Below are 13,541 nucleotides of genomic sequence, written 5' to 3'. Positions count from 1 at the left end.
ACGGCTTATCCGGCCAGTATTTTGGCGGCAATCTCGAACGACTTGAGGCGCGCGGCATGGTCATGGATCTGCCCTGTCAGGATCAGCTCATCAGGTTGATATCTCTCAATCATCTGCGACAGTTGACGCTCTACGCTTTCGGGGCTGCCAACTGCCGTGATCCGCAGCGCCTGATCGACGGCCTGCCGCATCTGAATGCCAACCTCGGCATCAATATCACGGACCGGACGCGGCAGCTTGCCCGGAGTGCCGGTGCGCAGACGCACGAACGCTTGCTGCATGGATGTGCGCAGGTAAGCGCCCTCTTCATCGGTATCGGCAGCGAATACATTCGCCGCGAGCATGAAATGAGGTTTTTCACACTGGGCGGATGGTTTGAAATCGCGGCGGTAGATCGCCACCGCATCCTCCAGTGCGTCTGGCGCGAAATGCGAGGCAAAGGCATAGGGCAGACCGAAATGCGCAGCCAGTTGTGCGCCATAAAGCGACGACCCCAAGATCCACACCGGCACATGGGTGCCCTGTCCAGGATGGGCCATGACCCGTGCACCGGCAGGGGCGTCGCCCAGATAGCCGATCAGCTCGGCTACATCTTCGGGGAACCGGTCGCCCCCCTGCATCCCACGTCGCAATGCATGATACACCGCCTGATCACCGCCGGGCGCACGGCCAAGGCCCAGGTCGATCCGGTCACCATGGATCGTGGCCAATGTGCCAAATTGCTCTGCAATGGCCAAGGGCGCGTGGTTGGGGAGCATGATTCCCCCCGCGCCGACGCGGATAGTCGATGTATGGTCAGCGACATGCCCGATCAATACCGATGTCGCAGCCGATGCGATACCTGGCATGTTGTGATGCTCTGCCATCCAGTAGCGATGGTAGCCCGCAGCCTCGGCACGCTTCGCCAGATCAATTGTGTTTGCAATGGCTTGGCGGGCATCTGACCCTTCCGGCACGGGGGAAAGATCAAGAACTGAAAATTGCATGGGATGGCTCCGTTTTTACGTATCCTTTACCTAAGCACGCTGCCTTGAAAACAAAACCACCTCGCCCGCTTCATTTTGCGAAATAAACTCTCCCCGAAGGGTCGGCTGGCCCCATGCTCAAACGAAAAAGGCCGCCCCATACCGGAGCGGCCTTTTCCAAATACTGTAAAGTAAAGCTTAACGCTTGGAGAACTGGAAGCTCTTACGCGCTTTTGCACGACCGTACTTCTTACGTTCAACAACACGGCTGTCGCGTGTCAGGAAGCCTGCCGCTTTCAGCGCGCCGCGCAGCGAGGGATCATAAAGCTGCAGTGCTTTGGAAACACCGTGCTTTACCGCGCCCGCTTGACCGGACAGACCGCCACCTTTCACAGTTGCAACAACGTCAAACTGACCGTCGGTGCCTGTGATGGTGAAGGGCTGTGCCAGGATCATCTGCAGAACGGGGCGTGCAAAATATTCGTTTTGCGGCTTGCCGTTTACGATGACTTTACCGGAACCTGGTTTGATCCAGACGCGGGCAACCGCATCTTTACGCTTACCGGTTGCATAGGCACGGCCAAGCGCGTCACGAACGGGCTCGCGCGGGGTCATGTCAACTTCTGTACCCTGAACGCCACCGATGTTCTCGGTTACGGCCGCTTCGAGGCCTTCGAGTGTTTTGATTTCATCAGCCATGCTTATGCACTCCGCGTGTTTTTAGAGTTCATGGATTTCACGTCCAGAACCTCGGGGCTTTGCGCCTCGTGGGGGTGTTCGGAACCGGCGTAAACGCGCAGGTTGGTCATGATCTGGCGGCTCAGGCGGTTGCCGGGCAGCATGCGCTTGACCGCTTGGGTCACAACGCGCTCTGGGTGGGCGCCTTCGAGGATCTGAGCTTTGGTCCGCTCTTTGATCCCGCCGGGGTGACCTGTGTGCCAGTAGAAGTTTTCTTCACGCTTCTTGCCGGTCATCTGGATTTTCTCGGCATTGATGACGATGACGTTGTCACCGCAATCCATGTGAGGGGTGAAGGAAGGCTTGTGCTTGCCGCGCAGACGAGTGGCAATGATCGATGCAAGACGACCAAGGACGACGCCTTCAGCGTCGACGATGATCCATTTCTTGTCGATATCTGCCGGTGTTGCAGAAAAGGTTTTCATGGAGGGAATTCCCGTTAGTTTGGTGAAAGGGTCCGAAACCGAACCCCGCTATCTGATTGCTGGGTTATAAACACGCCCCTCGCCACGTCAAGCGTGGGTTCGGCTAATTTAGCGTTTAAAAACAACGGTCTATAAATTAGGTATTATTTTACCCCACGAAAGTTACACGCTTAACTGCTCTGGCGGGGAGTCCAGCAGGTGACGCAGCCGCATGATCGCATCTTCGAAGCTGTGCAGCGCGACGCCGGCGTTGATCGCAAGGCGCACAGCATGAGGAGCGCGGGCGTCACGGCAAACAAATTCTTCGGCTGACCGAATTTGCACGCCTTGCCCCTCTGCCGCCTGACAGAACGCCCCTGCCCTCCAGCCAACAGGCAGGCTCAGCCACAAGAAGGGTACATTGATCCGCCACGCCACATCATAGCCGCCCAGAATATTGACCGCGCTTTGCACATAGGCGTTAAAGCCCTGTCGCGTGCCTTCCGCGATCGCATCAATGTCCGGATGCACAAGCAATTTTGCGCATAGATCAATAAGCGGGGTCGCGAGGCCGAAGCAGTTGTATTCAGCCACACGGCGCAGATCGGACGTGCGCTGACGCGGGCCAATGGCAAAGCCGATGCGCAGCGCGGGTGTCAGGGTTTTAGCCAGCGATGATACATACCACCCCCGCTCGGGCGCCAACATTCGGTAGGTGGGCGCGCGGTCTACCCGCATCCGATAGCAGTCATCCTCAACGATCTGAATGTCATGCCTACGCGCCACCTCGACCAGCGCCTCGCGGCGGGCGACAGGGGTGAAGCCGGCGGTTGGGTTATGTACTTCGGGCGAGGTGCAGAAGATCTGGACGTCATGATTTCGCGCCGCTTCATCTAACGCTTCGGGGATCACGCCGTCTTTGTCCATCGCGATCGGGACAACATCAGCCCGCAGCAATTCCCCCGCCCGTCGGAAGCCAGGGTAAGATAGCGCCTCTATGGCGATGGCGGGCCGGCGTCCTTGCAGAATGGATTGAAACACCAGCGACAGCCCGTTCTGCCCCCCATGAGACAGGATCACATCCGCCTCAGTGAATGACCCCAGCGGTGTCCCGGCCAGCCATTTAACGACCGCTTCGCGTGCGGGACGGGCTCCTGTGCGACTAGGGTAATGCATCACACCCGATGCCGGATCCTGTGCAACCTCTGCCATCAATGTGCGGATCAAGGTGGCCTGCCCTGCGGAGGGCAAGTGAGGCGAGAACATATTCACCGCGTAAGTGTCGGCGGGATAATTCTTGGTACCTTGGTGCACATGGTGGGCGATGACGTCCATTTCGATTGGACTGTTGCGATCGGGTTTCTTGGGCGGCAGGGCAACAAAGGTGCCGCGCCCGACCTCTGCCTGCAACATCCCGCTGTCAGTCAGCATGGTATAGGCGCGCGCCACGGTCCCCGGCGTTATGCCCAGCTTCCATGCCAGCTCCCGGACCGGGGGCAGCTTTTCACCCGCCGTCAGGCCCCCATTCGCGATGCCGTTTCGTATCATTGTAACAACGGCTTTGTATTTAGGTCCTGGCCCATCAATGCGCTCGGGATGCCAAATTGTACCCATTACAATGTTTTCCTTTTCAAAATGTATCGTATTTTGTACCCCTTCATTACGACAGAACGCAATATTGTGTCAATACAATTCAGTAATAGGAGATTCTCATGACACAGACCCTGACCCTTTCCCACGATACGGTGGCGATCCTGAACCAGCGCAGCACGCCGTTCGCTGCTGTTCTAGCGGTCAAATTTGCGGTTTGTGTTACGAAAATGGCATCGCGTCGCCATACCCGCAAAGCGCTCGCTCAGCTTGAGCCGTGGCAGTTGGCAGACGTGGGACTTACACCGCGACAGGCTCATGATGAGTCTATTCGGGTGTTCTGGAAGGCGTAACGTCCCTGTGGCGCAGTCCAGACCTCTTCACTCGGGCCGGTATATACCGGCCCTTTTTTCGATTGTACCAGTTAAAAATTGATACAATCAGCGTGGCGGAATCGCATAGGTAAGCGAGGCCCGCGCGACTGGCTCTTCCAGCGCGTCGGAATAAACCAGCACATCGCAGATCGACAGCAGCTTACCAAGCTTGAGCAGCCGCGTTTTGGCGATCAGATCAGTATTCGCCGCAGGCTTGCGCATAAAATCGATGGAACAGTTCGTCGTCACTGCCAGCGCTTTTGGCCCGATCCGTGCAAGTGTCATCAGATAGGCACTTACGTCCGCAAGCGCAAAAATCGATGGGCCCGACACGGTTCCGCCGGGGCGCAAGTGGCGGTCGGCGGTCAGCAGGCGCGTCGTTAGATCCGTCTCTCCCACGTGATCAATCGCAAAGTCATCGGCAACCTGCTTGAACACGTCCTTCATAAAAACCGAAAGCGCATCGGCATCCATCATGATCGGCATACTTGTCCTCCCTCATATGTCGCGGTTAGGCTCTGGTAAAAGCGGGAGGGGTGCAAGATGACAATCGTTGAAATGGAATGTGACGGTGCGGTAGCACGGTTAACGATGAACGCGCCGGCACGGCTGAATGCGCTGTCAGACGAAATGCTGGCCGCGTTGCAATCGCGCCTGGACGAGATCGCGCATCGCCCCGATATAAGGGTTGTCATCCTCGCCGGCGCGGGCAAGGCATTTTGCGCCGGTCATGACCTCAAGCAGATGACGGCATTGCGCACGACGCGCGATAACGGGGCCGCGGGGTTCAAGGATCTGTTCGACCGATGCGCCCGCCTCATGGCGCGCATCCAGTCCCTGCCCCAACCCGTGATCGCTCAGGTCCACGGTATCGCAACCGCCGCAGGATGCCAGCTGGTGGCGACCTGTGATATGGCCGTCGCGGCCGACGACACGCGTTTTGGCGTCAACGGGGTGAACATCGGCCTTTTCTGTTCGACCCCGATGGTCGCGCTAAGCCGCAATATCCCGCGCAAGCAAGCGTTCGAAATGCTGACAACGGGCGCGTTTGTCGACGCCACCCGTGCCCGCGAGCTTGGGTTGATCAACCGCGTCGTCGCGCCGGACCAGCTCAGGGTTGAAACGACGGCTCTTGCTCGGCAGATCGCGGACAAATTGGGCACGGCCGTGAGGATCGGGAAACAGGCCTTCTATGCGCAGCTCGCCCTGCCGGTTGCGCAGGCCCACGTCTATACCGGCGACGTTATGGTAGAGAACATGCTTAATCCTGATACAGCCGAAGGTATCGCTGCATTTCTGGAGAAACGCGCGCCGGAGTGGGATCAGTAGGCCAGAAACAGACTGTTTCCAAAGCCTCGCAGAATGCTCACATTTTCGTGCTTTCAATTCAGGCGCTTTTGTGGCACAAATAAGACAAGGCCGATGCCTTGATGATTTTGGGTCGCCGATGGCGGAAGGTCCCTCCAGGTCAGCCTCTCACTGACCGACCGTTCCCGCAGCGGCGACCCCAAAAATCCCCCTTCACATTCAGTCGATATGTTTGACGGCCCAAAGGGCAGTTGGCACGCGTTTCGCTACAGGCACCGCTGCCTATTGCACCGCGCCAGCCCCTGCCCTACATCGCAGGCATGACACATACACTCCATATCATCGGCGGCGGCATGGCCGGGTCAGAGGCCGCTTGGCAGGCTGCAAACGCAGGCATTCAGGTTGTGCTGCATGAAATGCGGCCAAACGTAGGCACATTTGCGCATCAAACGGGACTATTGGGAGAGATGGTTTGCTCCAACTCCTTCCGTTCCGATGACGATGAACAGAACGCTGTGGGCCTGCTTCATTGGGAAATGCGGGCTGCGAACGGGTTGATCATGGCCACAGCGGAAAAGCACCGCCTGCCTGCGGGTGGCGCCTTGGCGGTGGACCGCGATCCTTTTGCGCAATCGGTGACAGATGCGCTGATGGCGCACCCCAATATTTCTGTCGAATATGGAGAGATCACCGACCTGCCCCGCGACGGCCACTGGATTATTGCGACCGGCCCGCTGACCTCGGGTGATCTGGCGCAATCTATTGCAGCCCAAACCGGTGCCGAGGCGCTGGCCTTTTTCGACGCCATCGCGCCGATTATCTATCACGACAGCATCGACATGAGCAAAGCGTGGATGCAGTCGCGCTATGACAAGGGCGAAACCGAGGAGGAGCGCACTGCTTACCTCAATTGCCCGATGACCAAGGACCAATACGAGGCGTTCATCGACGCGCTCTTGGCCGCCGATAAAACCGAATTCAAAGAAGGCGAAACCGCCGGCTACTTTGACGGCTGTCTTCCGATCGAAGTGATGGCAGAACGGGGTCGCGAAACCCTGCGATTTGGTCCGATGAAGCCCGTAGGCCTGACCAACCCCCATGATCCCGACACCAAAGCCTATGCCGTGGTGCAGTTACGCCGCGATAACAAGCTGGGAACATTGTATAATATCGTCGGCTTTCAAACCAAGATGAAATACGGGGCCCAGACAGAGGTGCTGCGGATGATTCCGGGGCTGGAAAATGCTTCCTTCGCCCGCCTTGGGGGCATTCACCGGAATACTTTCCTCAATTCGCCCACCTTCCTGGATGATCAGATGCGGCTGCGCAGCCAGCCGAATGTGCGCTTTGCGGGCCAGATCACCGGCGTCGAAGGGTATGTTGAAAGTGCCGCAATGGGATTGCTTGCGGGGCGTCTTGCGGTGGCTGAAATTAACGGCGAGGCAGCAACCCCGCCGCCTCCGACGACGGCAACTGGCGCATTGATCACCCACATCACCGGGGGTGCGGATGCAAAAACCTTCCAGCCGATGAACGTCAACTTCGGACTGTTCCCACCGGTCGAGGGGCTGAAAGCGGGACGCCGCGGGCGCAAGGATCGCTATAAGGCGTATACTGATCGTGCCAAAGTCGACTGGCAAGACTGGCTGGACAGCAGCGCCCCCACCGCATGAGCTTTTGCACCCGGTTCGCGCCATCTCCTACCGGGCCGCTGCATCTGGGGCACGCCTATTCTGCGCTGGTAGCGCACGACATGGCGCGCGCACAGGGGGGCAGTTTTCTGCTCCGGTTCGAGGACACGGATCTGGAGCGGTCAAAGCCGGAGTATGTGCGCCAAGCGCTGGATGATCTGGCGTGGCTTGGCATCACGTGGGATGCGCCTCCCTTGATGCAGTCGGCGCATCTTGGTATTTATAATCAAAGCGTTGAAGGGCTTACTTCACGTGGCCTGACATACCCATGCAGGTGCAGCCGCAAGGATATCGCCGCCGCATTAGCAGCCCCGCAAGAAGGCGCGCCACATGCGGTTTACCCCCAAACATGCAAAACGCGCAGCATGGTTGAACGTGGTGCCGGCGATGCCGTCCGCCTTCATATGGACCGTGCACTGAATCAAGCTTCGGCTGGGCTGGGTTTCATCGAAGACGGGCCTTTGCACTGTGGCGTACATCCCATTGATCCGGCTGCACTTCTGGATGAAATCGGCGACATCGTAATTGGCCGCAAGGATATCCAGACTGCAGCGTATTTCCTCGCCTCGGCCATCGATGACATGCGCCAGAATATCACCCACGTGGTCCGCGGTGTTGATCTTTTTGAATTCACGCAGGTTCAGATTTTGCTGTTGGATTTGCTGGGTCACACGCCGCCGCGCTATCACCACCACGATCTTATTCGTGATGATGATGGCAAGAGACTGGCAAAACGTGACGATGCGCGCGCGATCTCTGTCTATCGGAAAGACGGCGCGTCTCCGGATGATATTCGTTTGATGATAGGTCTTTAGAGGCTATTTATCATCCATCACATCAAGCGTGATACGTTCAACGCCATCTTCGACAACCGTATAAAAGCAGGTCCGCCGCCCTGTGTGGCACGCCGCGCCGGTCTGATTTACCTTGACCAGCAAACAGTCGCGGTCGCAATCGATGCGCAGTTCAACCAGCTCTTGCACATGGCCGCTGGTATCACCCTTGATCCAGAACGATTGCCGTGACCTGCTCCAGTATGTGACGCGTCCGGTATCCAGCGTCTGGCTTACGGCCTGTGCATTCATCCATGCCATCATCAATACCTCGCCCGAAACCGCATCCTGCGCGATTGCGGGGATCAGCCCTGCTTCGTTGTATTTCAAAGTGCTGGTGTCAAAGTCCATGGCCAAGCCTTCAGTTTATTTTTGCATCATCCACGTGAAAGCTTATGTAGGGATTAACTGCGGAAAGGAACAGCCATGAGTGACGACACAGACCTGATCAAGCTCTATTCAGCGCGGATATTGGGGCTTGCGGCTGATATTCCGCATGTGGGCCGTTTGGACGAACCAGACGCCAGTGTGACACGCCGTTCGCCCCTTTGCGGATCAACAGTGACCGTCGACGTGGTGGTCAAAGACGGAGAGTTGATCCAAATGGGACAAGACGTCAAAGCCTGCGCGCTTGGCCAAGCCTCTGCCGCTGTGACTGGGGCTGCCGCTGTTGGTGCTTCCCTTGGGCAAATTCAAACGGCGCGGGATCAGCTCAAGGCGATGTTAAAAGGCAAAGGCCCTGTGCCAGACGCGCCCTTTGACGGGTTCGAGGTACTGACCCCCGCTGTCGCTTATAAAAACCGTCACGCGTCGATCCTGCTTACGATTGAAGCGTTAGCCGAAGCGATGGAACAGACCCAAACGGTCGCGCAGAACGGATAAGCTGTATTGCAGGGGCACCAGCCGCTCAGTTGCTGCACCCTTATCGTTCATTTGCCGCTATATAACTGCCGAAAAAAAAACGCCGCACATCCCGATAGGATGGCGGCGCAAGGTTGCGATGACCGTGAAGGCTCGTTTTGATCCGCGTCAGAGGGGACAACTCTGGCACTGGGACGAAGATATTGCGGACTTCGCCAACGCATAAAGTTTGGGACAGATGCGCGGGCTAGATCAAAACGACACGGGGTACGCAGGCAGAAGTCAAACGAAGGCGGGAAGGTGCAGGCCGACCACGAGAATAACAACCAAGGCAGCCGCCCCTGCGGCGTCTTGCAACAGCGTGTCTTTCGACCGTTTAGCAATGGCTTTGACTGTAAGGATCGTGGTCATGTGCGTTCTCCCGTTTCCGTTGCCTATTTGTTCTCATTTTCACGCTCCCGTGTAAAGAACTTTATGAGAAGAAAGGAGAACAAAATGGGATCTACCCGTTAACCCACTGATATTAAACGTATCGCTTCATCCTGCCGCATCAGCCACAAAAGCAGACGTGCTGACGTACCGCGGGGGGTCGTCAAATCAGGGTCCACCGCCAGCAACGCCCGCGCATCTGATTGGGCCACCTGCATAAGACCGGCCTGCTTTTCTAGGTCTGCAACCCTGAACCGTGGCACGCCCGATTGCGCCGTCCCGATCAGATCGCCGGTGCCGCGCATCTTCAGATCGGTTTCCGCGATTACAAAACCGTCCTCGCTTTCGCGCAGAACCTCGAGCCGCTGACGGCCGGTTTCGCTGAGCGGGGCCTGATACATCAGCAAACAGGTAGAGGCCGCCTGCCCGCGCCCCACACGGCCGCGCAACTGGTGTAGCTGTGCCAGACCAAAGCTTTCGGCGCGTTCAATCACGATGATGCTTGCGTTTGGCACGTCGACGCCAACCTCGATCACGGTCGTAGCAACCAGCAGCTTAGTCTCCCCCTTCTGAAAGGCGCGCATGGCGGCATCTTTGTCCGCAGGGGGCATTTGCCCGTGGACCAATCCAACAACGCCCTCGCCCAAGGCAGCGCGCAGGTGTTTGAACCGCGCCTCTGCAGCGATGAGATCGCTGACCTCGCTTTCCTCGACCAGCGGGCACACCCAATAGCATTGCCGTCCCTCGTTGATTGCGGCGCGCAAACGCGTAACGACCTCCTCCATCCGGTCGGTCGCGATCAGAGCTGTGCGAATGGGTTTCCGACCGGGGGGCTTTTCGTCCAGCACAGAAACGTCCATGTCGCCATATTGCGCCAAAGCCAGCGACCGTGGGATTGGCGTGGCGGTCATGACCAAGACATCAACCGCCTGCCCCTTTCGTCCAAGCTCAAGCCGCTGGCGTACGCCAAAGCGGTGCTGTTCATCGACCACCGCAAGGCGCAAATCGCCAAAGGCGACATCCGCCTGAAACACCGCATGGGTGCCGACCAGGATCTGGATCGCGCCACCTTCCAACGCTGCAAGCTTCGCCCGTCGTTCAGCCCCTTTGTCGCGTCCGGTCAAAAGTTCAAGCACCACACCGGCTTGCTCCGCCAACGGGCGAAGCCCTTCAAGGTGTTGACGCGCAAGGATTTCTGTCGGGGCCATCAAAACACCTTGCCCGCCGGCCTCGACCGCGCACAAAAGCGCCATAAAGGCGACCAACGTCTTGCCCGCTCCCACGTCCCCCTGAAGTAAGCGGTTCATCCGCGTGCCATACGCCATGTCATTTGTAATCTCGCCAATGGCGCGGGTCTGCGCAGCGGTCGGCGCATAGGGCAACGCCTTGAGCACGCGCTGCTGAAGCGTGCCGTTGCCAACCGTTTCGCGCCCGGCCTTACGCCGGTCTTTGGCCCGCGCGAGGGCGAGCGTCAGTTGATGGGCCAGCAATTCATCATAGGCCAACCGCGCCCGTGCCGGCGCGGCAGAAGACAGATCGGCCATGTCGCGCGGCGCATGGGCCTGCTGCAAGGCGTCGGCGAAATCGGGCCAGTCTTCTTGTTTTTTCTGATTGGGATCAATCCATTCGCCAACCTCTGGCGCACGCGACAGCGCGGCACGGGTGGCTTTGTACATCAGCTTTTGCGTAATCCCGCTGGTCAGCGGATACACCGGTTCAAACGTTGGAATATCGTCCGCCTCTGCTTCGGGAACGACGAAATCGGGGTGGACCATCTGGGGGTTGCCATCAAAGAGCTCGACCCGTCCCGACACGATACGGCGCGACCCTTCGGGCATCTGCCGCTTCCAGTAATCCCCACGGGCATGGAAAAAAACCAGCTGAAAGGCGGTGGCACTGTCCTCGACATGAATACGGTAGGCACCGCCTTTATTCGCCGGCGCGCGATGCGCCCCAACGGTAACAGCGACCGTCACCGTCGTGGGCAAGATCGCGTCATGAACTGAACCTTGGAGCCGCCGGTCGATGCCGGAATAGGGCAACGTAAACAATAGGTCTCGCGGTGCCATCACGCCAAGTTGGGCGAAGTTCTGCGCGGTTTTCGGCCCGACCCCTTCAAGCGTTTCCAGCTTGGAAAACAAAGGGAACAGCGCTTCGGGGCGGCCCGTCATGCGTCTGCGATCAGCGCAAGCCAGCCGTCCTCATCCATCGTCTGAATGCCTAGATCAGCGGCCTTTTTCGCTTTGGACCCGGCCCCTGGGCCCGCCACCAGAATATCCGTTTTAGCGCTGACAGAACCCGAGACCTTGGCCCCGAGCCGTTCCGCCCGCGCCTTGGCCTCTGCGCGGGTCATCTTTTCCAGCGTGCCGGTAAAGACGACGGTTTTGCCTGCCACAGGCGACCCGTCAGTATCTGGGCGCGCCACATCCTGCACCGAAAGTTGGGCGACCAGACGGTCGATCGATGCGCGCTCGGCCTCTTGGGCGAAAGTGTTGACCAAAGATTGCGCCATCACTTTGCCGACCCCATCGATTCCGATCAGATCGTTCCAAGCGGGCCCGTCACCTGTTTTGGCCTGCTCCATCGCGCGCTCGAACGCTGTCCAGCTGCCGTAATGTTGTGCGATGAGATTAGAGGCCGCTTCCCCCACGTGTCGGATACCAAGCGCAAAGATCACGCGGGACAGCGGAATTTTCCGCTTATCGTCAATGGCTTGGAACAGCTTGTCCGCAGATTTTTCACCCCAGCCGTCGCGGTTTTTCAACTGCTGCATGCCGCTTCCAAAGCGGGACTTCAGCGTGAAAATATCCGCGGGCTCTGCGACCCAGCCGTCGGTATGGAACTGTTCGACCTGTTTCGCGCCCAAGCCGTCAATGTCAAAGGCCCCCCGCGAGACGAAATGTTTCAGCTTTTCAACCGCTTGCGCCGGGCAAATCAGGCCGCCCGTACAACGCCGGACGGCGTCGCCTTCTTCGCGTATGGCGTCACTGCCGCATTCGGGGCAACGTGTGGGGTATACGAAAGGGTCGGCGTCCTCGGGTCGTTTGGATAGGTCCACATCCGCGATCTTGGGGATCACATCGCCCGCGCGGTACACCTGCACCCAATCGCCGACGCGCACATCTTTACCTTCGCGTATCGTGGCCCCTTTGCTGTCCAGCCCTTTAATGTAATCTTCGTTGTGAAGGGTGGCGTTCGACACGACGACGCCGCCCACGGTTACAGGTTGTAGTCTGGCCACGGGTGACAACGCACCGGTGCGCCCGACCTGAATGGTGATATCCTCGAGCCGGGTCCAAGCAAGTTCGGCCGGGAATTTATGCGCAATCGCCCAACGGGGGGTTGTTGATCGAAAGCCAAGCCGATCTTGCAAAGCAAGGTCATTCACTTTGTAGACCACGCCATCGATATCATAGCCAAGCGTCGCACGTTGCTCTTCGATCTTGCGGTAGTGTGCGATCATTGCTTGCGGACCGTCGCACAGACTGGTCAGGGGGTTTGTGTCAAATCCGAAGCCTTTCAGTCGCGCGATCGCTTGATACTGCGTTTCGGCCAGTGGTTCAGACAATGCGCCCCACGCATAGGCAAAAAAAGCCAAGGGCCGCGCGCGGGTCATTTCAGCATCCAGCTGACGTAATGACCCAGCAGCAGCGTTGCGGGGGTTGGCGAATACCTTACCGCCATTTGCAGTCTGGCGGGCGTTCAACGCGTTAAAGTCATCGTGTCGCATATAGACTTCGCCGCGCACCTCAAGCAGGTCCGGTGCGCCCTCGATCCGTGTCGGGATTGTTCCGATGGTGCGCGCATTCGCAGTGACATTCTCCCCCACAGCCCCGTCGCCGCGCGTGGCGGCCTGAACCAGATCGCCCTTCTCATAGCGCAACGACAGCGAAAGCCCGTCGATCTTTGGCTCAGCCGTAAACGCCAATGGTGCCCCCGGGGGTAGCCCCAAGTACTTTCGAATGCGTGCGCTAAAATCGACAACGTCATCGTCTTCGAACGCATTCCCCAAGGACAGCATCGGCACATCATGCCGTAGTTTGCTGAACCCTTCCGCTGGCGCAGCACCAACCTTGTCGCTCGGGCTGTCGGCGCGTTTAAGGGTTGGAAAACGGTCCTCGATCTCCGTATTCCGTAGCTTCAGGCGATCGTATTCCGCATCCGACAGGTCTGGCGCATCCTGCGTGTGATACGCCTTATTCGCACGGCTTAGCAGGTCAGCCAGCCGCGCCAATTCGGCCTTTGCATCCTCCTGAGAAAGATCCTGAAGTGCGGTTTTATCAGTCACGGTTTTCCCCAGCCTACTGTTTCGACTGAGGGCTAGATACGCAGGGAGCCACCCGACGTC

Annotated in this window: 14 protein-coding genes; 5 read left to right on the top strand and 9 right to left on the bottom strand. The window is 58.3% G+C overall.

What is annotated here, in order from left to right; all coding sequences use genetic code 11:
* Positions 1-5: 5 nt before the first annotated feature.
* The 4 genes from BLQ98_RS04780 to BLQ98_RS04765 form a co-directional block, all read right to left on the bottom strand.
* Complete coding sequence (locus tag BLQ98_RS04780) at positions 6-986, bottom strand: LLM class flavin-dependent oxidoreductase (RefSeq protein ID WP_093732204.1); 981 nt, start codon at positions 984-986, stop codon at positions 6-8.
* A 177-nt stretch (positions 987-1,163) separates the two neighbouring features.
* A complete protein-coding gene (gene rpsI / locus BLQ98_RS04775; RefSeq protein WP_093732203.1) occupies positions 1,164-1,664 on the bottom strand; it encodes a 30S ribosomal protein S9 in 501 nt (166 codons plus the stop codon).
* Between the two features lie 2 nt (positions 1,665-1,666).
* Entirely contained in the window at positions 1,667-2,128 is a 462-nt protein-coding gene (gene rplM, locus BLQ98_RS04770) for a 50S ribosomal protein L13 (RefSeq protein WP_093732202.1), read from the bottom strand.
* Positions 2,129-2,290: 162 nt separating this feature from the next.
* Complete coding sequence (locus BLQ98_RS04765; protein ID WP_093732201.1) at positions 2,291-3,721, bottom strand: aminotransferase-like domain-containing protein; 1,431 nt, start codon at positions 3,719-3,721, stop codon at positions 2,291-2,293.
* A gap of 98 nt (positions 3,722-3,819) precedes the next feature.
* On the opposite strand from BLQ98_RS04765, the gene BLQ98_RS04760 reads away from it, so the two are divergent.
* Positions 3,820-4,050 carry a DUF1127 domain-containing protein gene (locus BLQ98_RS04760; protein WP_093732200.1) on the top strand — a complete coding sequence of 77 codons (231 nt, stop codon included), beginning with the start codon at positions 3,820-3,822 and terminating at the stop codon, positions 4,048-4,050.
* An 87-nt stretch (positions 4,051-4,137) separates the two neighbouring features.
* On the opposite strand, the gene BLQ98_RS04755 is transcribed toward BLQ98_RS04760, so the two are convergent.
* Positions 4,138-4,557, bottom strand: coding sequence for a PaaI family thioesterase (locus BLQ98_RS04755; protein WP_093732199.1), 420 nt, complete (start codon positions 4,555-4,557; stop codon positions 4,138-4,140).
* Positions 4,558-4,614: 57 nt separating this feature from the next.
* On the opposite strand from BLQ98_RS04755, the gene BLQ98_RS04750 reads away from it, so the two are divergent.
* From BLQ98_RS04750 to gluQRS, 3 genes are all read left to right on the top strand, one after another.
* A complete protein-coding gene (locus tag BLQ98_RS04750) occupies positions 4,615-5,400 on the top strand; it encodes an enoyl-CoA hydratase (RefSeq protein ID WP_093732198.1) in 786 nt (261 codons plus the stop codon).
* A 299-nt stretch (positions 5,401-5,699) separates the two neighbouring features.
* Positions 5,700-7,052, top strand: coding sequence for a methylenetetrahydrofolate--tRNA-(uracil(54)-C(5))-methyltransferase (FADH(2)-oxidizing) TrmFO (gene trmFO, locus BLQ98_RS04745; protein ID WP_093732363.1), 1,353 nt, complete (start codon positions 5,700-5,702; stop codon positions 7,050-7,052).
* Positions 7,049-7,885 (top strand): tRNA glutamyl-Q(34) synthetase GluQRS, encoded by an 837-nt coding sequence (gene gluQRS, locus BLQ98_RS04740; protein WP_093732197.1) that lies wholly within the window; start codon positions 7,049-7,051, stop codon positions 7,883-7,885. Before trmFO ends, gluQRS begins: the two co-directional genes overlap by 4 nt.
* Positions 7,886-7,888: 3 nt before the next feature.
* Here the strand turns inward: gluQRS and hisI are convergent, their stop codons facing one another.
* Positions 7,889-8,254: a phosphoribosyl-AMP cyclohydrolase gene (gene hisI, locus BLQ98_RS04735; protein ID WP_093732196.1), complete on the bottom strand. Its 366-nt coding sequence runs from the start codon at positions 8,252-8,254 to the stop codon at positions 7,889-7,891.
* A 75-nt stretch (positions 8,255-8,329) separates the two neighbouring features.
* Here hisI and BLQ98_RS04730 point away from each other — a divergent pair, with 75 nt between their 5' ends.
* A complete protein-coding gene (locus tag BLQ98_RS04730; protein WP_093732195.1) occupies positions 8,330-8,785 on the top strand; it encodes an iron-sulfur cluster assembly scaffold protein in 456 nt (151 codons plus the stop codon).
* A 261-nt stretch (positions 8,786-9,046) separates the two neighbouring features.
* On the opposite strand, the gene BLQ98_RS18580 is transcribed toward BLQ98_RS04730, so the two are convergent.
* The 3 genes from BLQ98_RS18580 to ligA form a co-directional block, all read right to left on the bottom strand.
* Positions 9,047-9,175, bottom strand: a complete 129-nt coding sequence (locus BLQ98_RS18580) for a hypothetical protein (RefSeq protein WP_005853439.1) — start codon at positions 9,173-9,175, stop codon at positions 9,047-9,049.
* A gap of 98 nt (positions 9,176-9,273) precedes the next feature.
* Positions 9,274-11,364: an ATP-dependent DNA helicase RecG gene (recG, locus tag BLQ98_RS04725; RefSeq protein ID WP_093732194.1), complete on the bottom strand. Its 2,091-nt coding sequence runs from the start codon at positions 11,362-11,364 to the stop codon at positions 9,274-9,276.
* Positions 11,361-13,481 carry an NAD-dependent DNA ligase LigA gene (gene ligA, locus BLQ98_RS04720; protein WP_093732193.1) on the bottom strand — a complete coding sequence of 707 codons (2,121 nt, stop codon included), beginning with the start codon at positions 13,479-13,481 and terminating at the stop codon, positions 11,361-11,363. Before ligA ends, recG begins: the two co-directional genes overlap by 4 nt.
* Positions 13,482-13,541: the final 60 nt, after the last annotated feature.

Source organism: Sulfitobacter litoralis, from assembly GCF_900103185.1.
Lineage (GTDB): Bacteria > Pseudomonadota > Alphaproteobacteria > Rhodobacterales > Rhodobacteraceae > Sulfitobacter > Sulfitobacter litoralis.
Note: the sequence above shows the minus strand (reverse complement) of the source record. Positions and strands in the feature narration are given on the sequence as shown.